The sequence below is a fragment of the Mesorhizobium sp. M0848 genome (assembly GCF_040319805.1).
Taxonomy (GTDB): Bacteria; Pseudomonadota; Alphaproteobacteria; order Rhizobiales; family Rhizobiaceae; genus Mesorhizobium.
In genome coordinates this window covers 149,643-169,003 of sequence record NZ_JAMYOM010000017.1, presented here as the reverse complement: position 1 = coordinate 169,003, position 19,361 = coordinate 149,643, and the positions used below count along the sequence as shown (strand labels likewise).

The following is a 19,361-nucleotide window of genomic DNA, read 5'->3' as shown; positions in this document are numbered from 1 at the left end:
CTCGTCGAAACCATCGAGGCAGCCGAATGCAAGAACTACTTCGAAAACGCAGGCTACGCTTCCGTCAAAATATGAAACGCTCTAGCCGTGCTGCGCGACGCGGTCGACCTCGGTCGCAAACTGGAGCCGAGCCAAGCCGAAGCACCGACGATTCCTCCCCGAAAATAGGAACGGACTTCAGCGAACGGGGTCGAGGCAACGCTGTGCGACAATTCAAAGCAAAGCCACTCCGGGCGGGCCGGAGTGGCTTTGTTGCAAGTGCAGTTCAGCGGTTGGCGATAAAAACCGCTTCCTCATCGTCGCGCTGCCTGCCTCCGAGGGCCGCGGCGGCACTGGCGATAAAGGCGCCGATGGCCAGCGAGAGCGCACCAAGCAGGGCAAACGTCGCACTGGCCTTCCTGGCGGTGTCGGCGGCCTGCTGCGCCTTGACTTTGGCGTCCTGAGCCTTGGCGAGGACGGCATCCACCCGGGTCCTGGCGTCTGCTTCAGAAAGCCCTGTGCGGACGGCGACCAGCTGCGACAGATACGTTTTGTCGTCTGCGGAAACCTCGCCTGCCGCTGCACCGGCGATCAGGATGCGCGAAGCCTGACCGACCGCAGCCGCATCGCTGTCCGGATTGGCGGCAGCCAGCCTGCCCGGATCAGCCGGACGGAACAGCGAATCCACCAGGTAGGAGGTCGCATTGTCTGCCGATGTGCTGTCGGCATTGGCCGAAGCTCCCGCCGATGCGCCCATGGCCGCGCCAGACGCGATGGTGGACACCGCCTGCACGCCTGAGCCTATCGCAGCGGAAAGCGCGGAGCCAAGCACGCCGACGACGAGCAACGTGGCCAGCGCCCAGGCAAGAAAGCCGTGTGCGGTGTCCCGGAAATAGACTTCATCGGTGTGGATGCCGACCCATTTGGTGCGCAGGCGTCCGGCAAGATAGCCGCCGACGCCGGAGGACAGCCATTGCACGATGACAAGCCAGATCGCGGTGGACGCCGCGAAAGTGGTCACAGATGCGCCCGATCCCGACCATGGCGACACCATGCTCAATCCCAGCCCCGAACCGAGCAGCATGAGGATGAGGGTCAATGTCGAGGCCGCGAAGGCTCCGGCGATGATCGGTCCCCAGCTGACGGCGGTGGAGGAGGACTCGGTTGAGGCGGAAACATCGACCGCCGACAGGGTGGACTGCATGGAAGCCCCCTATCGTACGAACAGCATGATCAGAATGATGATCGGAATCGGAATGCCGAGCAACCAGAGCAAAATGCCACGTCCCATGGAGGCCTCCTGTTAGAATATTGTGAATCGATGTTGTCACAATGTTCCAAGGGAACTTCCGTTCCGGCGCGTTGTAAAATGATTTTCTTGCCGCCAGCGGAACATTGGCGCGCCGCAGCGCGCCAATTCGGATTTGATGTCCAGATCAGATGTCCAGATTGGCGACCGACAGCGCGTTGTCCTGGATGAACTCGCGCCTGGGTTCGACCTCATCGCCCATCAGCCGCGAAAACAGCGAATCCGCATCGGTCGCGTCATTGACCTTGACTTGCAGCAGCGAGCGCACGTTCGGATCGAGCGTGGTTTCCCACAGCTGTTCGGCGTTCATCTCGCCGAGACCCTTGTAGCGTTGCATCGTCAGGCCCTTGCGGCCGGTCGCAAAGACCGCGTTGAGCATCGCCAGCGGCCCCGAGATGGTTTCGGAGACATCTTTGCGGCGCAGCACCGGCGGCGACCCGTAGACCTCGCTGAGGCGCTGTGCGTAGCGGTCGAGCTGGCGTGCGTCGGCCGAATTGATCAGCGCCAGGTCGAGATGCGCGTATTCCTTGACGCTGCGCACCGTGCGCTCGAACACATAGCCGCCGACGCCTTCATTCGAGGTCGACATGCGGCCGGTCCAGCCGCGCTCGGTGTCCTCGGCGATGATGTCGAGGCGTTTTGCAATCCGCTCCGCCATGTCGTTGGCGCGGCCGAGATCGGTGAACACGTCCGGGTTGAGCCCGCCGGCGATCGCCGCCTGCTCGACGACGCCTCTGTTGTAGCGCGTGTGCAGGCCGTTGATCAGCTGGCGCACCGCCAGCGCGTCGTCGATGGCTCCGCGCAGGTCCTGTCCGATGCGAACCTCGCCCGAGCCGAGGGTAAGCGATGCTTCCTCCAGTCCCGAGCCGATCAGGAACTCCTCGAACGCGCTCTCGTCCTTGATGTATTGCGAGCTCTTGCCGCGCGTCACTTTGTAGAGCGGCGGCTGGGCGATGTAGAGATGGCCGCGCTCGATCAGCTCCGGCATCTGCCGGAAGAAGAAGGTCAGCAGCAAGGTTCTGATATGGGCGCCGTCGACATCGGCGTCGGTCATCAGGATGATCTTGTGGTAGCGCAGCTTGTCGGCGTTGAACTCGTCCTTGCCGATCGAGGTCCCGAGCGCCGTGATCAACGTGCCGATCATGTCGGAGCCGAGCATGCGGTCGAAGCGGGCCCGCTCGACATTGAGGATCTTGCCGCGCAGCGGAAGAATGGCCTGATTCTGGCGCGAACGGCCGCCCTTGGCCGAGCCGCCGGCGGAGTCACCCTCGACGATGAAGATTTCGGACTTCGCCGGGTCGCGTTCCTGGCAGTCGGCCAGCTTGCCGGGCAGGGAAGTGACGCCGAGCGAGCTCTTGCGGGTGATATCGCGCGCCTTGCGCGCCGCTTCACGCGCCGCCGCGGCCTGGATCACCTTGTCGACGACCACCTTGCCTTCGCTCGGATGTTCTTCAAGCCAGGTGCCGAGCGCTTCGTTGACCAGGCCTTCGACGACAGGACGGACCTCCGACGAGACCAGCTTGTCCTTGGTCTGCGAGGAGAATTTCGGATCTGGAACCTTGACTGAAAGCACCGCCGTCAGGCCTTCGCGGCAATCGTCGCCGATCAGCGAGACCTTTTCCTTCTTGGTCAGGCCCGACGATTCGCCATAGCCGGTGATCTGGCGCGTCAGCGCGCCGCGAAAGCCGGCCAGATGCGTGCCGCCATCGCGCTGCGGGATGTTGTTGGTGAAGGCCAGCACGTTCTCGTGGTAGCTGTCGTTCCACCACATCGCCACTTCGACGGTGATCCCGTCGCGCTCCGCCTTGATGGCGATCGGCTTGTCGATCAGCGGTTTCTTGACCCGATCGAGATATTTGACGAATTCTTCGAGGCCTCCGTCATAGTGCAGTTCATGGCGCACGACATCGGCGTGACGGGCATCGGTCAAAATGATGCGCACGCCGGAATTGAGGAAGGCAAGCTCGCGCAGCCGGTGTTCCAGCGTGCCGAAGTCGAACTCGACCATGGTGAAGGTCTCGGCCGACGGGAAGAAGGTGATCTGGCTGCCGCTGCGGCCCTCATAGGTGCCCGGCTGCTTGTCCTGCTCATAGCTGCCGGTGGCCTTCAGCGGCGCGTCGGCATTGCCATGCGTGAAACTCATCTCGAAGATCTGGCCGTTGCGGCGGATTTTCAGCTTCAGCCACGCCGACAGCGCGTTGACCACCGAGACGCCGACGCCATGCAGGCCGCCCGAGACCTTGTAGGAATTCTGGTCGAACTTGCCGCCGGCATGCAGCTGCGTCATGATCACTTCGACCGCCGAAATGCCTTCTCCGGTGTGGATATCGGTTGGAATTCCGCGGCCATTGTCGATCACGGTGACCGAACCATCGGGGTTGAGCGTCACGGTGACGAGATCGGCGTGACCGGCCAGCGCCTCGTCGATGGCGTTGTCGACCACTTCATAGACCATGTGATGCAGGCCCGAACCGTCGTCGGTATCGCCGATATACATTCCGGGGCGTTTGCGGACAGCATCCAACCCCTTCAAAACCTTGATGGAATCGGCGCCGTATTCGGCTTCAGCGCCGTTGTTGTTGTCGATCTGATCGCTCATGAAAACCTGTTGTCTGGATGCCGCTTGCACGGCGCGAAAAACCCGCTTCGAATCGCGCCTCTGATATGCACTAGATATAGGCGCAAAAGGCGGTTTTTCCAAGGTTTGCAGGCATTTCACGGGGAATGAGCCGGCTGTCCATGACAGCCTCCCGTCAGGCCCTATTTCACTTTGGCCAGCCGGTCCCTGAGAAACTTGATCATGAACTTATATCGCGGCGCCAGCCGCCCGCTGCGGTCGAGCTCCAGCGTCATGTCCAGCGCCTGGGAAAGCACGGCCTTGGGGTTCTTGGCGACCTGAGCGTAGTCGATCATGGCCACCACCAGGTCGCGCTGCCAGGTGGCGTTGTTTGGGTCGGACCGGGCGAGCTGCTGGCGGATGTCGAGACTGTCCTGGAAAGCCTGCCGCGCGCCTTTGACGTCGCGATGCTTGGCCTTGAGCATGCCGATCTCGGACAGAGTGATCGACAGGTCGCGTTGCCAGTCGGCATTGGCAGGGTCGAGCTTGGCCAGCCGGTCGGCGATGGCGAAACTGTCTGTATAGGCCTTGAGCGCTCCAGCGCGGTCGCCCTGTATCGCCCGAATGCCCGCTACTTTTTCCAAGCTGACCGAGAGGTCGCGTTGCCAGTCGGCGTTGGCAGGGTCACTGGCCGCCAGCACGCCGGCTATCGAGAGGGCTTGCCTGTAGGCGGCGAGGGCTGCCGGCCAGTCCTCTTGATCGCTCAGCGCATTGCCGATCTTTGCGTTGCCGACCGACAGGTCGCGCTTCAGCTCACTGTTGTCGGGGTCGCGGCCCACCAATTGTTCGACGATCGCATGGCCCGCTTTATAGGACGCGAGTGCGCCCGCCGCATCGCCGCGCTCGCGCTTGAGGTCGCCGATCGTATCATGGCTGACGGAGACATCGCGTTGCCGCTCGGCGTCCCACGGCTTCTTCTCGGCCAGCGCCAATCGGACCTTCAGGCTCTCCTCGTAGGCCATCTGGGCGTTGTCCAGTCGCCCCATGACCCGGGCAAGGCCGCCGATCTCGTCATAGGTGATGGTCAGGTCGCGCTGCAGCTCGGCGCGCTCCGGTTCATTATCGGCAAGTTGCTTCTTGATCGACAGGCTTTCCTGGTAGACTTGTGCGGCGCTGGCCAGATCGCCTTGCGTCACCAGCACGTTGCCGATCTTGTCGTCGACCATGGCGAAGTCCCCGAACCATGGCAGCCGATCGGGTTCGGCAGCGGTCAAATCCCTGAGCATGGTTCTGGCGGTCCGATAGTTTTCCAGCGCTTCCGGCAGGTCCCCTTGCGCCAGCTTGACGTTGCCGAGCTTGATGTGGCTGACGGCAAAATCGCGCTTGACGCTCGGGTCGGTTTCCCGGGCCGAACGCAGCTCGAGATTGGATACCAGCGCTGCAAAGGCGCGGCCTGCCGCATCGGTGTTGCCGACAAGGGTGTAGAGCTTGCCGAGTTCGTCCAGCGTGCGGATCTGGCGGTCGGCCTGGTCCAGGGTCAGATCGGTCTGCCCGGCCTCGCGGTAAAGAGCCAGGACCGATTCATAATCGTTGATGGCCGTGGCGTAGTCGAGGTCGGCGCGCGCCGCACCGCCGGACAGGAAACGCGTCGCCGCCTCGGACAGCGTGCGGCCGACGAAATTGGCCTTCAAGGCGTTGCGCGAAACATTGTCGATGTCGGCGGCCTTTGCGAGGATGGCGCGAGCCCCATCGAAGGCGCCGAGCGAAAGCTGCTCCTCGGCCTGCCGGCGCAGCTCCGTCACCTGCGGATCATCGGAGGCCAGCGTCCTCATTTCGCCGCGCACCTTGACGAAGGCGTCCGCCGCCTCGCGCAACCGGGCATTCAGGCTGTCCGCCGAAAGGTGGCTGGCGTCGGAGCTGATCAGCACGCCGTAGAGAGGCGCCAGCGGCATGTCGGCATCGCTGGCAACCTGCTCGACCTCACCGCGCATTTCCGGCGTCACGTCGGCCATGGCAAGCAACAGGCGCTCGCGCTCCGGCAATTGTTCCATGGCGGCCGCGGCAAAGAACAGCTTCGGCAGGCCGCTCTCGACGTAAGGCAGCTGTTTGCCCCGCGACAAATCGTAGACCTCCTGCTGCACCAGCGTCAGCACCGAGCGGATTTCGAGCCCGCTGGTGCCGAGATATTTGGTCAGCGCCGTGGTGAATGGCGAGTTCTGGCCGGTTCCGTCGGCCGCCGTCTCGCCGGGTGCTGCCGAGAAAGCGAACAGGATGTTTTCGGCGCGGCCAGTCCGACCAAGCCCCGGCCGGACATTTTCCACGACATCCTTGACCAGCGACGTCGCACCGCGCCCGTCACCCACCGTGCCCGAAAACGGATCGCTCCGGCAGGCGTCGAGCATGATCAGGCCGACCTTGGCGGTGGCGGCCACGGTCTTGCGCACCTCCTCCAGAGGCAAGCTGGTCTTCTCCAGCGCATCGAGCGAAGAGGGGTCGGCATCGACCGGCAGCAGCCGGTTATCGCCCGAGATTTCCACGCCGTGGCCGGAGAAGTAGACCAGCGCCACGTCGGCGCCTTTGGCATCCTGGCGAAAATCGTCGAGCGCGCGGCGCATGCGCCGCAGGTCGCGGTTGGTTTCGAGGACGACCTCGAAGCCGAGCTTCTTCAGCACCGCTCCCATCGCCTCGCCGTCATGAACCGGGTTGGCAAGCGGCCGGATCAGGCGGTAGTCGTCGTCGGCGATGATCAAGGCCACGCGCCGCTCAGCCGCCGCGGTGGCGGTGGTCATGAGCATCAGCAGCAAGGCAAAAAGCAAACGCAAGTCGAACCGCCCCCCGGCTTGTCCCTTTGCGCGAACATTCCACCTCTTTATGCCATGAGCAAGCCGGGCTTTTTGCGGAAGACCAGCGTTTTCAGGCAGCCCGCATAGGCTTCAAAGCCTCGCTCCAGCGCAACAGCTCGTCGAGCATGGTTTTGGCTCCGCCCTGCACCTGTTCGCCGGCGTTGAAAGCGCCGTTCTCGTCGAGCAGTTTCTGATACATCGGCAGGGCGACGCCTTCCGAGATCGGCATGACACCCACCGAGGTCAGCAGCGGCTTCAGCGCTTGCGCCGCGCGCAGGCCGCCGGAGACGCCGCCATAGCTGAAAATGGCGGCAGGCTTGTACTTCCATTCACGCGAGAGATAATCGATCGCGTTGACGATCGCCGGCGCCACGAAATAATTGTATTCCGGCGCCACGAAGACGAAGGCATCGGCGGCATCGATCGCTTTTGACCAGGCCTTGGTATGGTCGTTCTGGTAATTGCCGAGTCTTGGATGGTGCGGTTCGTCCAGCACCGGAAGCTTGAACGTGTCGATGTCGGTCAGTACCGGCTCGAATTTTCCATGCTCGCGCGCGAACGTCTCCAGCCACTTGGCAAAAACCGGCCCTGCGCGGCCTGGCCGCGTGCTGCCGATGATGATGTTCAACTGGTGCTTCAAGCTGGGCTCCTGCGATAGCGGTATCCATTGGTGACTGCCACCTAGGGCATGCCGCTCGGGGCAACAAGAAGGCACCTCACGGTAACCGGTCACGTTCCGGAGAGCAGGGCCTTGCCGTACGGTCACATGGACGCCTGCTTTGCGGCCCACTACATTGGGTCATCAGCGGAGCACAGCATGGACATCCAGCCCGCCCCCTTCATTCCCCCGGCGCCGAAGCCGCGCACGACGCCGCCCTCGACGCTGGAGATGATCCGCATCGTCTACCGCAACCCGCTCGAATTGTGGGGTGAACACACCTACAACGAGCCTTGGATTTCGGCCAATGGCGTTGGCGGACATCTGATCGTCGCCAACGATCCCGGCCTGATCCGCCATGTGCTGGTCGACAACGCCAGGAACTACAAGATGGCGACGGTGCGCCAGAAGATCCTGCGGCCGATCCTGCGCGACGGCCTGCTGACCGCCGAGGGCGAGGTCTGGAAGCGGTCGCGCAAGGCGATGGCGCCGGTGTTCACGCCGCGCCACATCTTCGGCTTCGCCCAGCCGATGCTGAGACGCACGCTGGACTTCGTCACCCGCTATGAAGACGGCGGCACGTCCGACATCGCTCATGACATGACGCTGCTCACCTACGACATCCTGGCCGAGACGCTATTTTCCGGCGAGATATCGGGCGAGCCGGGCAGTTTCGCCAACGAGATCGACCGCCTGTTCGAGACCATGGGCCGCGTCGATCCGCTCGATCTGTTGCGCGCGCCCGACTGGCTGCCGAGGCTGACCCGCATCCGCGGCCGCAAGACCATGGCCTATTTCCGCAAGATCGTCACCGACACGGTCACGATGCGCGAAGCGAAATTCAAGCGCGACCCTGATGCCGTGCCGCAGGATTTCCTGACACTGCTGCTCAAGGCCGAGGGACCCGACGGACTGACACGGGCCGAGGTCGAGGACAACATCATCACCTTCATCGGCGCCGGCCATGAGACGACCGCGCGGGCTTTGGGCTGGACGCTGTATTGCCTGGCGGAATCACCGTGGGAGCGCAACCGGGTCGAGCAGGAGATTGACCAGGTGCTGGCGCGCGAGCCCGATCCGACGAAATGGCTCGATGCCATGCCGTTCACCCGCGCCGCCTTCGACGAGGCGCTCCGGCTCTATCCGCCGGCGCCGTCGATCAACCGCGAGCCGATCGAACCGGAAATGTGGAAGGATCTTCATATCCCCAAGCATGCCGCCGTGCTGGTGATGCCATGGGTCGTGCATCGCCACAGGAAGCTTTGGGACCGGCCGGATGCCTTCCTGCCGGAGCGCTTCCACCCGGGAAATCGCGAAAAGATCGACCGCTTCCAGTATCTGCCGTTTGGCGCCGGTCCTCGCGTCTGCATCGGCGCCAGCTTCGCCATGCAGGAGGCGATCATCGCGCTGGCGATCATGCTGTCGCGCTTCCGCTTCGACACCACCGCCGAAACCAAGCCTTGGCCGGTGCAGAAACTCACCACGCAGCCACAAGGCGGTCTGCCGATGCGGGTGACGCCAAGATAGGCGTGACCCCTTCAGGTAGCTGTAACGACTATGCTGCAGGCTTGCGCTGCTGGAACTGGCCGGCGGCGCGGTAGCGCCAGAGATAGCTGGGCAGGATCGTCGCGATCGATTGCGGCTGGATGCCGAGCCCCGCAAGCGTCCGGTTGGCCTTGGCGGCCGCGTCCGAAACGATGTTGTGTTCGCGCAGCTGCATCACCTGGTCCTTGGTCAGCAGCGGATTGGGCAAGAGGCCGAGGATCGAGGCCTGGATGTTGGCCACCCACCACGGCACCGGCACCAGCAGGCGCTTGCGCTCGATCACCTCGAGCAGCTCTTCCATGCATTCCTTGAAGGTGAGCACCTTCGGCCCGCCGAGTTCATAGATATGGCCGCCATCCACCTTGCCGTCGACCGAGCGCGCCACCGCTTCGGCAACGTCGCCGACATAGACCGGCTGGAACTTGGTCTGGCCGCCGCCGATCAGCGGCAGCACCGGCGAATAGCGCGCCATGTTGGCGAAGCGATTGAAGAAGCCGTCTTCGGGTCCGAAATTGATCGACGGCCGGAAGATCACGGCGTCCTTGATCGTCTCCAGCACAGCCTTTTCGCCAAGCGCCTTGGTGCGCGCGTAGTCCGATTCGGAGTCCAGATCGGCGCCAAGCGCAGAAATGTGGGTCAGGCCGGCGCCGACCGAGCGCGCGGCCTCGGCCACTGCGCGGGCGCCGAATTCGTGCACGGCGGAGAATTTCTGCCGGCCGCTCTCATGCAGGATGGCGACCAGATTGACGACATGGTCGGCGCCTTGCACGGCGCGGTCTACCGACCAACGCACGCGCACATTGGCCTGGACCGGCTGGATCTGGCCGACATTGCCAAGCGGCTGCAAATGGCCGGCAAGATCGGGCCGCCGGCAGGCGATCCGGATGCGATAGCCGCGCTTGGCCAGCGCACGCACGACATGGCGCCCGACAAAGCCTGACCCGCCAAAGACGACGACGAGCTTTGGGGTCTGCAGGATTTCGGTCATGGCTGGCTCCGGCGCTCGCAAGCTTGGCTGAAGCCGTTTCATAATCCGTTTCGTGCCAAAGGCAAAGGGCGACGCGTCGTCGCTATCAGCCTGTCAGAACGCTTTGCCGATACGGGCGTCGACCGAATGGCGGTTGCCGCCGCGAATGACGAAGAAGAGCAGGATCGCCGCCCACAGCAGCGACTTCTCCGCGCCCGAATAACCCTGGTCCATCGTAACCCAGTGGAACCAGACCGTGACCAGCAGCACGAACAGGCCGGCAAAGGCGGCCGGCCGCGTCAAAAACCCGATGGCGATGAAGATGCCGCCGAAGAATTCAGTGCAGGCCAAAAGCAAGGACCACAACGCACCCGGATAAAAGCCGAGACCCTCGACCATCTCGGCGGCGCCGAAAGGATTGGTGATCTTCTGCGAACCGTGGATGGCTAGAAACCCACCGGCGACGACGCGAAGAACCGTTTCGGCACCATCGTGCAGAGCGGCGTAAACCCTGCCAAGGGCCGGAATGATAAGGGCGTTGCGGGGATTGTCCGTGCTTGCCGACATTGTAGCTCCTCTGTTTTGCTTGATCAGCGCAAACGGCCGATCAGGTCGGACGAAGTCAAATAAACAAAAGTTGACCAAACTACGAATGTTTTAACATTGCGCGGCCAAACGCAGAAAACCCCGCAGAAGCGGGGTTTTCCGGGCGACGTCCATGTGAAGTCAGGTGCCGACGGAGCGGCCTGACCTGAGACGGTATCAGGAGGGCGTGAAGCAAGTACGCCCACCCCAGCCCTGAACATCCGACATGGTGCCACCAACCTTCTTGCAGGCGGCGACGAAATCGGCGCTGCAATTGGCGAATTTTGCATGGCCGTTCTTGCAGTAGTGATCTTCGGTGGCCCCGCCGCTCGGGGCAGTGATGACACCCGGGCTGGACGGCTTGGCCGGCGCGGCCTTCAAGGTGGCTGCCTGTGTGGCACCCATGAACGAGCCGAGCAGAAGGACGGCGGTCAGCATGGTGATCTTGGTGTTGGTCATGACAATTTCCTTTGATTTGGGTTGAGTTTCCGAGGCGCGAAGGACCGGCCATCGCGTGATGCAGGCTTTCGATTTCGGTTTGCTGCTTCCCCCGGTGTGGATCGGGCAAGCTCGCCTTGCCCTGGACAAAGCTGTGTCGCAGCAAGGCGCGGAAAGGTTCAGCGGCGCGCAAAGAAAATCGCACCGCACCGCGCCTGGGGCGGGCTGATTTCAGATAACCAATTGATATTTAATTATTATTCAGGAAGAGTAGCGTGCGGCGAATTCGGAAATGCGCTGCACCACCGCCTTGGATGCGGTGATGCCCCGCGCTTGCGCCTTCTCTGCCGCCTCTGCACGGGCGCGGCCCGGCACGTGCACGCCGAAGCGCCGCCGCAGCCGGTCGAGTTGGTCCTTCATTCGCTGCTCGAAATCCGGATCGAGCAGCTTGGGCTCGACGGCAAGCACGAACAGGCCGGTGCCGGGACTGTCCGGCCCGCCGCTGAACCATGGCGCGTCGAGCGACCAGTTGGCGCCTGACAGGCCGGCTGCCAGCACTTCGACCATCAACGCGATGTTGGCACCGCGCTGGCCGCCGAAGGCAAGCATGGCGCCCTTCATGGCGGCGGCCGGATCGGTGGTCGGGTTGCCGCTGGCGTCCAGCGCCCAGCCTTCCGGGATTGTCTTGCCCTCTTCGGCCGCTTTGCGGATGTTGACGAAGGCGGTGGCGCTTGACGACTGGTCGATGACCAGCGGCGCGCCGTCGGCGGCGGGTGCGGCAAACGACATCGGGTTGGTGCAATAGACCGGCTTGACCGAGCCCGAGCCGGCAAGCACGGCCGGGCCGTTGGTGGCGGCGAACGACACCAGTCCAAGTGCTGCCAGCCTTCCGGTGAAATAGCCGAGCGCGCCGCATGTATAGGCGTTCTTCTGCGAGAAGATGGCGACACCGAACAGCTTTGCCGCCTTGGCGAGGTCGTCGATGGTGCGGTCGAAGCCGGTATGCGCCAGCCCGCCGCGTGCATCGGAGAGATAGACCGCAAGCGCCGGCCGGGTGATCACCGGATCGGCATTGCCGTCGATGCGTCCGGCTTCCAGCGCCTCAAGATAGTCGATGAAATGCGACAGACCGACCGAGGAAAGCCCTTCGGCCTCGGCTGATATGATCGAAGCAGCGAGCGATTGTGCCGCTTCCTCATTGGCGCCGGCGCCAAGTGCCGCCATCCGGCACAGTCCTTTTGCCTGGTCGAGACTGAGTTGCATCATGGCCGTCCTAGGGGAGTAAGGGAATAGGGGAGTACGGGAGTAGGGGACAGTGAGCAGTGAATAGCGAATGGGGATGGAAATGTGAATGTGGATAGTAGCCGGATACTCCCCTACTCCCCTACTCCCCTACTCCCCTACTCCCCTACTCCCCTACTCCCCTACTCCCCTACTCCCCTCTAACCAATCTTGTTGGGGATCCGCGCTTCTATCCTGCTGAACGCAAAGACCAGAATACCGGTGATCATCATGTAGATCAGCGCCAGCAGCAGCAGGGGTTCATAGGTGAGATAGGTGTCCTGCCGCACCTTGGACGAAACGGCGAAGATGTCGATGACGCTGATCGTCGCCACCAGCGGCGTCGATTTCAACTGCAGCACGGTCTCCCCGGTCAGCGTCGGCAACGCCCGATAGATGGCTTGCGGCAGCCAGATGCGCCGGAACGCCTTCCAGCGGCTCATGCCGAACGCGCGGGCGGCTTCGAGTTGCCCCTTCGGCACGCCCGCAAAGGCGCCGCGCATCACCTCGCCCTCATAGCCGGCGAACGACAGGGTCAACGCCAGCACGCCATAGGGCCAGGCTTGCCGCAGATATGGCCACATCCAGGATTCGCGGATCCAGGGATATTGCGGGAACAGCGAGCCCAGGCCGTAGTAAAGCAGCCATAGCTGGATCAGCAGCGGCGTGCCCCGGATCACCGTGCAGAACACCTTGGCGGGCGCGGCGAACCAGAATGAGCCGGCGGCTTGCGCCAGCCCTAGCGGCACGGCCAGCAGGAAGCCCAGGACGCAGGTGACGGCCAGGATCCACAGCGACCGCCAGATGCCGATCAAGCCCATTTCATAATATTGCGGCAGCCAGTCCCAGCGCATGAAAAAGGCGGCCGACAGAACCAGGCCGAGTGCGATCAGGATCAGCACGATGCGGTGCGGCTGCAGCCACAGCGACGTTCGCGCGACGACATTGATGATGGCGGCCTCGTTGGCCATCAGCGCGCCTCCTTGAGCGAAGGCATGCCGCGCCGCGACCATGCCTCGACCCGGCCGATGATGAGATTGGAGACCAGCGACAGCAGCAGATAGAGCACGCCCGCCGCGAAAAAGAAGGTGAAATAGGCTTTGGTGACGCCCGCCGCCTGCCGCGTCGCCAGCGCCAGTTCGTAGAAACCGACGACCGCCAGCAGCGCGGTGTCCTTGGTGGCGATCAGCCAGAGATTGGCGAGGCCCGGTATGGCGAAGGGCAGCATTGACGGCAAGGTGATGCGCCGCAACATCAGGCCCGGAGACATTCCATAGGCGCGGGCGGCCTCGATCTGGCCCTGCGGAATGGCCAGGATCGCGCCGCGTATCACCTCTGTCGAATAGGCGCCCTGGACAAAGCCGAGCACGGCGATGCCGGCGGCAAGGCCACTCACGTCGACGCGCTGATAGCCCATGGCCGTCAGCGCCTGATTGATCAGGTCGGTTCCGGCGTAATAGAGCAGCAGGATCAGCACCAGTTCGGGCACCGCGCGCACGATGGTGGTGTAGACCGCCAGGAGATCGCGCACCACCGGCCCGCCATAAAGTTTGCCATAGGCGCCGCCGGTGCCGATCAGAAGGCCGAGGCACGTGGCGCCCAGCGCGATCTCGATCGAATGGAGCAGCCCAACCAAAAGAGCCCCGCCCCAGCCTGGCGGGTAGGGCGAGAGAAGCTCGGTGATGCCGGCCGCGGAGGCCGAAAGAAGTGCGTCGATCAGCGTCGCCCCCGAAGTGCTGGCCAACCGCCGACGGCTGCGTCGGCGGCAAACATGCCTGGGAAAGATCGAGCAGGGGGCATGGCGCTGGCGCCATGCCCCACCGCTCATACGAGGATCGTCAGTTCGACTGTGCGCCGCCACCGCCGTAAATGTCGAAATCGAAGTATTTCTTCGAGATCTCGTCATATTTGCCGTTGGCGCGGATCGCCTTGATGCCGGCGTTGATTTTGCCCTTCAGTTCGGTGTCTTCCTTGCGCACGCCGGCGCCGACGCCCGGTCCGAGCACTTCGTCGTCAGGAGCGACCATCCCCTTCAAGTCGCAGCAGGCCTTGCCCTGGTCGGATTTCAGGAACTCGCCAAGCGCGATGGAATCGGCCTGAACCGCATCGAGGCGGCCGGCGGCCAGATCGTTGTTGGCCTCGTCCTGGGTCTGGTATTCCTTGATCTCCGAGGCTGTGCTGCCAAAGTGCTTCTTGGCGTAGACAGCGTGCACCGTCGAAACCTGCACGCCGACGATCTTGCCCTTGAGGTCGTCCGGGGCGGAGCCGAATTTCTGGTCCTTGGGGCCGATGATCGCGGTCGGCGTGTTATAGTACTTGTCCGAGAAATCGATCGTCTTCGCGCGTTCGGCGGTGATCGACATCGAGGAGACGATGAGGTCGATCTTCTTGGTCGTCAGTGCCGGGATGATGCCGTCCCAGGCGACCGGGGTAATGACGCAATCGAGCTTCTCCTCGGCGCAGACGGCATCGATGAAGTCGATCTCCCAACCGACCCACTTGCCCGAAGCATCGGGCGAGGTGAAGGGCGGATAAGGCTCGGCGGCGACGCCGATCTTGACCGGATCGGCCTTGGCCACGCCCATGGCGGCGACGCCGAGCAGCAGCGCTGCGGCGAATGTTTTCAGAACAGTCTTCATGTCACGACTCCCAGTTTGTTGTTGGTTCCCGGTTTTCTTCCGTCCCGGCCTGTCCTAGCCGATGTTGCGGATGAACTGCTTCAGCCTTTCGGATTTGGGCGCGCCGAAGATCTGCTCCGGCGGGCCTTCTTCCTCGACCAATCCATTGTAGAGATAGACGACATGCGTCGCGACCTCGCGGGCGAACTTCATCTCGTGGGTGACCAGCACCATGGTGCGGCCTTCGCGCGCCAGGTCGCCGATCACCTTCAGCACCTCACCGACCAGCTCGGGATCGAGCGCCGAGGTGGGCTCGTCGAACAGCATGACGCGCGGATTGATGGCCAGCGCCCGGGCGATCGCCGCGCGCTGCTGCTGGCCGCCCGACAGATAGGCCGGATAGACGTCGCGCTTTTCGGCCAGACCGACGCGGGCGAGCAGTTTCTCGGCCTCGCCGATCGCAACATCGCGCTTGATGCCAAGCACATGTACGGGAACCTCGATGACGTTTTCGATCAGCGTCATGTGGCTCCACAGGTTGAAGTTCTGGAACACCATGCCAAGCTTGGAGCGGATGCGCTCGATCTGCTTGCGGTCGGCCGGGACCGTGTGGCCATGGCTGTCGGCCTTGAGCTTGATCTCCTCGCCATTGACGCGGATGATGCCGCTGGTGGGGTTTTCCAGGCAGTTGATGCAGCGCAGCAGGGTCGATTTGCCTGAGCCCGAGCCGCCGATGATGGCGATGACCTCGCCGTCGCGCGCCGACAGCGAGACGCCCTTCAGCACATGCAGCTCACCGAATCTCTTGTGCAGGTTCTCGACATGGATGGCTTCGGCGGCGCCGTCCTGCGCCGTATGTTTCAATGCGGGTGCGGCGCTTTGCGCTGTCATCCCGGATGCGGCGCTTATGGCCGTCATTCCTTCCACGCTCCGCGGAGCGTTCGAGCTCGTCGCTGCTGGTATCTTTTACCCATTACCCGTCACTGGACAGAGTTCCCATGCTCAGGATGGACCGTTCCGCTTGCCTCCGTCAACCATGGTTTTTGGACTATTGATCACAGCTTGCTGTAGTGGTTAGTGGCGCCAACCGACGTTCAGGGAGAATGTAGTGGGCAAATCATACGGGTCGCAGTCCATGGCCGGACCCCTGAAACGCGTGTTGATGCGGTCCGCCACGAGCGCCATGCGTCATGCCAGGGCACAGGAATGGCACTATGGTCCGGGGTTCGATCCGCAGAAGGCGGCGGCCCAGCATGAGCAGTTGACCAGCATGGTCGCGGCTTCCGGCGCCGAGATCGAATGGCTGACGGACGCCGATGACGGGCTGGCCGATTCCGTCTTCACCCATGATCCGTCGCTGATGACCGATCATGGCGCGATTATCCTTTCGATGGGCAAGGCGCTGCGCCGTGCCGAGCCCGGTCTGCACGAGGCAGCTTACAAGCGCATGGGGATCCCCATTCTCGGCCGGATCGACGATCCGGGCCAGGTGGAAGGCGGCGACTGTGTCTGGGTCGACGCAACCACGCTGGCCGTCGGTCGTGGCGTACGCACCAACCAGGACGGCATCCAGCAGCTTTCGAACCTGCTCTCGCCTAAGGGCATTTCGGTCTTCGGTTTCGATCTGCCGCTCTGGCACGGCGAGGAAGCCTGCCTGCATCTGATGTCGGTGATCAGCCCGCTCGCCGACGATCTGGCGCTGGTCTATGCGCCCTTGCTGCCGGCCGCCTTCTACCAGATGCTGCGGGCGCGCGGCATCAAGCTGGTCGAGGGCGATGCCGACGAGTTCTTCGCCTCCAGCGGGCTCAGTCTCAATGTGCTGCCGACCGCGCCGCGCCAGATCATTGCCGTTGCCGGCTTTCCCAGGACGGCGGCCGCCATGGAAGCGGCCGGCTGCACGGTCGCCACCTTCGATGCGGATGCGCTCTGCATCGCCTGCGAGGGCGGTCCGACCTGCCTGACGCGCCCGGTGCTGCGCCAATGATCGCCACTGGGGCCACCACTGGGACGACGGTCGGGGAGGCGTTGATTTCGCTGCTCGAAGCGCATGGCGTCGACACGGTGTTCGGGATTCCGGGCGTCCACACGGTCGAGCTCTACCGCGGGCTGGCGCGCTCGAAGATCCGCCACGTCACGCCGCGTCACGAACAGGGCGCCGGCTTCATGGCCGATGGCTATGCGCGCGCCAGCGGCAGGCCGGGCGTCGCCTTCGTCATCACCGGACCGGGGCTGACCAACACCATCACCGCCATGGGGCAGGCACGCGCTGATTCGGTGCCGATGCTGGTCATATCCGGCGTCAACGCCATGCCGACGCTGGGCAAGGGCCTCGGCCATCTGCATGAACTGCCGGATCAGCGCGGCATGATGGAGAAGGTGGCGCTGTTTTCGAAGCGCGTCACCGAGGCCAGCGAATTGCCCGCTGCTCTGGCGCAGGCCTTCGCCCTGTTTTCATTGGCCCGGCCCGGCCCGGTGCATATCGAGATCCCGACCGACGTCATGGTCAAGCCGGCGGATGGCATCGCTGCCATGCTGAGCAATGTGACGCCACCCGCGCCGGAAGGTGCCGCAATTGCCAGCGCGGCCAAACTCATCGCTGCCGCGCGCCGCCCGCTGATCCTGGTCGGCGGCGGCGCCAAACGCGCCGGGGCGCCATTGCGGCGTCTGGCCGAGCGGCTGGGAGCGCCGGTCGTCCAGACCACCAATGCGCGCGGCCTGCTGCATGGTCATCCGCTTTGCGTGCCGGCCAGTCCCAGCCTGAAGACAGTACGGGCGCTGATGGCCGAAGCCGATCTGGTCATTGCCGCCGGCACCGAATTCGGCCCGACCGACTATGACGGCTACAGCGATGGCGGCTTCGTCCTGCCCGCCAATCTGATCCGCATCGATATCGGCGCGGACCAGATTGCCCGCCGCCCGGCAACCGTTTCGATCCAGGCCGATTGCGCCGAGGCGCTCGAAGCGCTGCTTCTGGAAACGGGCCATGTCCGGGCAAGCGAGGGCGGTTCGTTGCGCGCCGCTGCTACACGAAAAGCGGCCTTTGCCGAGCTCAATCCGACTCTGCAGGCGCAAGTGCGTGCCGTCGAGATGATCCGCGACGCTTTGCCGGGGGCACTCATCGTCGGCGATTCGACACAGCCGATCTATGCCGCCAACCTCTATTACGACCATGATCGCCCCGGCGGCTGGTTCAACGCCGCCACCGGCTTCGGCGCGCTCGGCTATGGCCCGCCGGCAGCGATTGGCGCGGCCCTTGCGATACCCGATGCGCCGGTTGTCTGCGTGACCGGCGACGGCGGCTTCCAGTTCACGTTGCCGGAGTTGGGCGCCGCGCTCGATGCGCGGGCGCCAGTCATCTTCATCGTCTGGAATAACAGGGGCTACCGCGAGATCGAAACCTCCATGCTCGATGTCGGTGTCGAGCCCGTCGGCGTATCGCCGGCGCCGCCGGATTTCTGCAAGCTGGCCGAGGCCTATGGCATCGGCGCCGAACGGCTTGCCGATATCGACGCTCTGGCGGACGCGCTGAAACGCGCCCGGGCCACCGGACTGCCGCGCGTCATCGAAATCACGGTTGACTGAATATCAGTGGCGCTTGTTTCCCGTCCCGGCTGGCATGACCTACGGCTGACGGTGGGCGGACGCATGCAAAGACGCGACAACTGCCATGTCGAGATTTCAATTGAGTGATGGCCCGAAAGGCGCGACGCTCTGCGTCGGCGGTACGGAAACGACCCAACCATAAAAAAATGACAGGAGCGGTCCAGGATGACGGAAACACTAGAAGGCAAGCATATCGTTGTGACCGGCGGGACCGGCGCGCTCGGCGGTGCGGTTGTCGGCAAACTGCTGAGTGACGGCGCGATCTGCCATGTGCCCAATGCCCATGCCGCCGCACCTACGCATTTCCCCTTCACCACGCATGATCGTGTCCAGCTGGTGCACAATGTAGATCTCTCGGACCCCGCCAAGGTCGAGGCCTTCTACAGCCAGGTTCCAGGCCTGTGGGGCTCGATCCACCTGGCCGGTGGCTTCACCTCGGCACCTGTGGAAAAGATCGAGTCGGCGTCCTTTGCCGAGATGATGGACACCAATGCGCGCACAGCCTTCCTGTGCTGCCGCGCCGCGATCCGCTCGATGCTGTCGTCGGACACTGCGGGCCGTATCGTCAATATCGCCGCGCGGGCGGCATTGGAACCTCGCAGGGGCGCCGGCTCGGTCGCCTACGCCGCCAGCAAGGCGGCTGTGGCAGCGATGACGGTAGCGATGGCGGAGGAGCTGAAGCACAGGGGCATCCTGGTCAATGCGGTGGCGCCGTCGACGCTTGATACGCCGGCAAACCGCGCCGATATGCCGGATGCCGATGTCACCAGATGGGTCAGCCTCGAAGCCGCCGCCGAGGCCATCGCCTACCTTGCCTCGCCGGCCAACCAGGCGATGAGTGGTACGCTGGTGCCGCTTTACGGCAGGGCGTAACCTTCCAACCTTTACCTCGGTCAAAGAAAAACCCCGCCGGATCGCTCCGGCGGGGTTTTGTTTTCGAGCCTGTGAAGAACTTCGCTTCGCGAAGGACTTCGCGAT

General features: G+C 63.6%; 16 protein-coding genes. 4 read left to right on the top strand and 12 right to left on the bottom strand.

Annotation, left to right across the window (positions count from 1 at the left end; all coding sequences use genetic code 11):
- Positions 1–265 precede the first annotated feature (265 nt).
- The 4 genes from NKH95_RS20565 to NKH95_RS20550 all read right to left on the bottom strand — a co-directional run bounded on the left by NKH95_RS20565 (position 266) and on the right by NKH95_RS20550 (position 7,328).
- A complete protein-coding gene (locus NKH95_RS20565; RefSeq protein WP_023811499.1) occupies positions 266–1,183 on the bottom strand; it encodes a hypothetical protein in 918 nt (305 codons plus the stop codon).
- 232 nt (positions 1,184–1,415) lie between these two features.
- Complete coding sequence (gene gyrB, locus NKH95_RS20560; protein ID WP_352892758.1) at positions 1,416–3,887, bottom strand: DNA topoisomerase (ATP-hydrolyzing) subunit B; 2,472 nt, start codon at positions 3,885–3,887, stop codon at positions 1,416–1,418.
- Positions 3,888–4,048: 161 nt separating this feature from the next.
- Complete coding sequence (locus NKH95_RS20555; protein ID WP_352439797.1) at positions 4,049–6,667, bottom strand: caspase family protein; 2,619 nt, start codon at positions 6,665–6,667, stop codon at positions 4,049–4,051.
- Between the two features lie 91 nt (positions 6,668–6,758).
- Positions 6,759–7,328 carry an NADPH-dependent FMN reductase gene (locus NKH95_RS20550; protein ID WP_023811502.1) on the bottom strand — a complete coding sequence of 190 codons (570 nt, stop codon included), beginning with the start codon at positions 7,326–7,328 and terminating at the stop codon, positions 6,759–6,761.
- 177 nt (positions 7,329–7,505) lie between these two features.
- Between NKH95_RS20550 and NKH95_RS20545 the strand changes: the two genes are divergently transcribed.
- The gene (locus tag NKH95_RS20545) at positions 7,506–8,873 is read left to right on the top strand and encodes a cytochrome P450 (RefSeq protein WP_023811503.1); all 1,368 of its coding nucleotides are present in this window, start codon (positions 7,506–7,508) and stop codon (positions 8,871–8,873) included.
- Positions 8,874–8,901: 28 nt separating this feature from the next.
- Here NKH95_RS20545 and NKH95_RS20540 read toward each other — a convergent pair whose 3' ends face one another.
- From NKH95_RS20540 to NKH95_RS20505, 8 genes are all read right to left on the bottom strand, one after another.
- Positions 8,902–9,879 carry a complex I NDUFA9 subunit family protein gene (locus tag NKH95_RS20540; protein ID WP_352892757.1) on the bottom strand — a complete coding sequence of 326 codons (978 nt, stop codon included), beginning with the start codon at positions 9,877–9,879 and terminating at the stop codon, positions 8,902–8,904.
- Between the two features lie 93 nt (positions 9,880–9,972).
- A complete protein-coding gene (locus NKH95_RS20535) occupies positions 9,973–10,425 on the bottom strand; it encodes a DoxX family protein (protein WP_023811505.1) in 453 nt (150 codons plus the stop codon).
- A 195-nt stretch (positions 10,426–10,620) separates the two neighbouring features.
- Complete coding sequence (locus tag NKH95_RS20530) at positions 10,621–10,902, bottom strand: hypothetical protein (RefSeq protein WP_023811506.1); 282 nt, start codon at positions 10,900–10,902, stop codon at positions 10,621–10,623.
- A gap of 240 nt (positions 10,903–11,142) precedes the next feature.
- Entirely contained in the window at positions 11,143–12,144 is a 1,002-nt protein-coding gene (locus NKH95_RS20525) for an Ldh family oxidoreductase (RefSeq protein ID WP_164892839.1), read from the bottom strand.
- Positions 12,145–12,323: 179 nt separating this feature from the next.
- Positions 12,324–13,133 carry an ABC transporter permease gene (locus NKH95_RS20520; protein WP_023811509.1) on the bottom strand — a complete coding sequence of 270 codons (810 nt, stop codon included), beginning with the start codon at positions 13,131–13,133 and terminating at the stop codon, positions 12,324–12,326.
- Positions 13,133–13,798, bottom strand: coding sequence for an ABC transporter permease subunit (locus tag NKH95_RS20515; protein ID WP_032909264.1), 666 nt, complete (start codon positions 13,796–13,798; stop codon positions 13,133–13,135). Before NKH95_RS20515 ends, NKH95_RS20520 begins: the two co-directional genes overlap by 1 nt.
- Before the next feature lie 202 nt (positions 13,799–14,000).
- The gene (locus NKH95_RS20510) at positions 14,001–14,801 is read right to left on the bottom strand and encodes a transporter substrate-binding domain-containing protein (RefSeq protein ID WP_023811511.1); all 801 of its coding nucleotides are present in this window, start codon (positions 14,799–14,801) and stop codon (positions 14,001–14,003) included.
- Positions 14,802–14,855: 54 nt separating this feature from the next.
- On the bottom strand, positions 14,856–15,671 hold the full coding sequence (locus NKH95_RS20505; protein ID WP_023811512.1) for an ABC transporter ATP-binding protein: 816 nt from the start codon (positions 15,669–15,671) through the stop codon (positions 14,856–14,858).
- Positions 15,672–15,915: 244 nt separating this feature from the next.
- On the opposite strand from NKH95_RS20505, the gene NKH95_RS20500 reads away from it, so the two are divergent.
- From NKH95_RS20500 to NKH95_RS20490, 3 genes are all read left to right on the top strand, one after another.
- Positions 15,916–16,764: a dimethylarginine dimethylaminohydrolase family protein gene (locus NKH95_RS20500; protein WP_128302804.1), complete on the top strand. Its 849-nt coding sequence runs from the start codon at positions 15,916–15,918 to the stop codon at positions 16,762–16,764.
- Positions 16,761–18,362: a 5-guanidino-2-oxopentanoate decarboxylase gene (locus NKH95_RS20495; protein ID WP_352892755.1), complete on the top strand. Its 1,602-nt coding sequence runs from the start codon at positions 16,761–16,763 to the stop codon at positions 18,360–18,362. The genes NKH95_RS20500 and NKH95_RS20495 overlap by 4 nt, the downstream gene beginning before the upstream one ends.
- 186 nt (positions 18,363–18,548) lie before the next feature.
- Positions 18,549–19,256: an SDR family NAD(P)-dependent oxidoreductase gene (locus tag NKH95_RS20490; RefSeq protein WP_352892752.1), complete on the top strand. Its 708-nt coding sequence runs from the start codon at positions 18,549–18,551 to the stop codon at positions 19,254–19,256.
- Positions 19,257–19,361 lie beyond the last annotated feature (105 nt).

Coding starts and splice junctions, on each gene's coding strand:
- NKH95_RS20520 (WP_023811509.1), bottom strand. CDS start 13,133: ATGGCCAACGAGGCCGCCATCATCAATGTCGTCGCGCGAACGTCGCTG.
- NKH95_RS20530 (WP_023811506.1), bottom strand. CDS start 10,902: ATGACCAACACCAAGATCACCATGCTGACCGCCGTCCTTCTGCTCGGC.
- NKH95_RS20545 (WP_023811503.1), top strand. CDS start 7,506: ATGGACATCCAGCCCGCCCCCTTCATTCCCCCGGCGCCGAAGCCGCGC.
- NKH95_RS20505 (WP_023811512.1), bottom strand. CDS start 15,671: ATGACAGCGCAAAGCGCCGCACCCGCATTGAAACATACGGCGCAGGAC.
- NKH95_RS20540 (WP_352892757.1), bottom strand. CDS start 9,879: ATGACCGAAATCCTGCAGACCCCAAAGCTCGTCGTCGTCTTTGGCGGG.
- NKH95_RS20535 (WP_023811505.1), bottom strand. CDS start 10,425: ATGTCGGCAAGCACGGACAATCCCCGCAACGCCCTTATCATTCCGGCC.
- NKH95_RS20495 (WP_352892755.1), top strand. CDS start 16,761: ATGATCGCCACTGGGGCCACCACTGGGACGACGGTCGGGGAGGCGTTG.
- NKH95_RS20500 (WP_128302804.1), top strand. CDS start 15,916: ATGGCCGGACCCCTGAAACGCGTGTTGATGCGGTCCGCCACGAGCGCC.
- NKH95_RS20525 (WP_164892839.1), bottom strand. CDS start 12,144: ATGCAACTCAGTCTCGACCAGGCAAAAGGACTGTGCCGGATGGCGGCA.
- NKH95_RS20510 (WP_023811511.1), bottom strand. CDS start 14,801: ATGAAGACTGTTCTGAAAACATTCGCCGCAGCGCTGCTGCTCGGCGTC.
- NKH95_RS20490 (WP_352892752.1), top strand. CDS start 18,549: ATGACGGAAACACTAGAAGGCAAGCATATCGTTGTGACCGGCGGGACC.
- gyrB (WP_352892758.1), bottom strand. CDS start 3,887: ATGAGCGATCAGATCGACAACAACAACGGCGCTGAAGCCGAATACGGC.
- NKH95_RS20565 (WP_023811499.1), bottom strand. CDS start 1,183: ATGCAGTCCACCCTGTCGGCGGTCGATGTTTCCGCCTCAACCGAGTCC.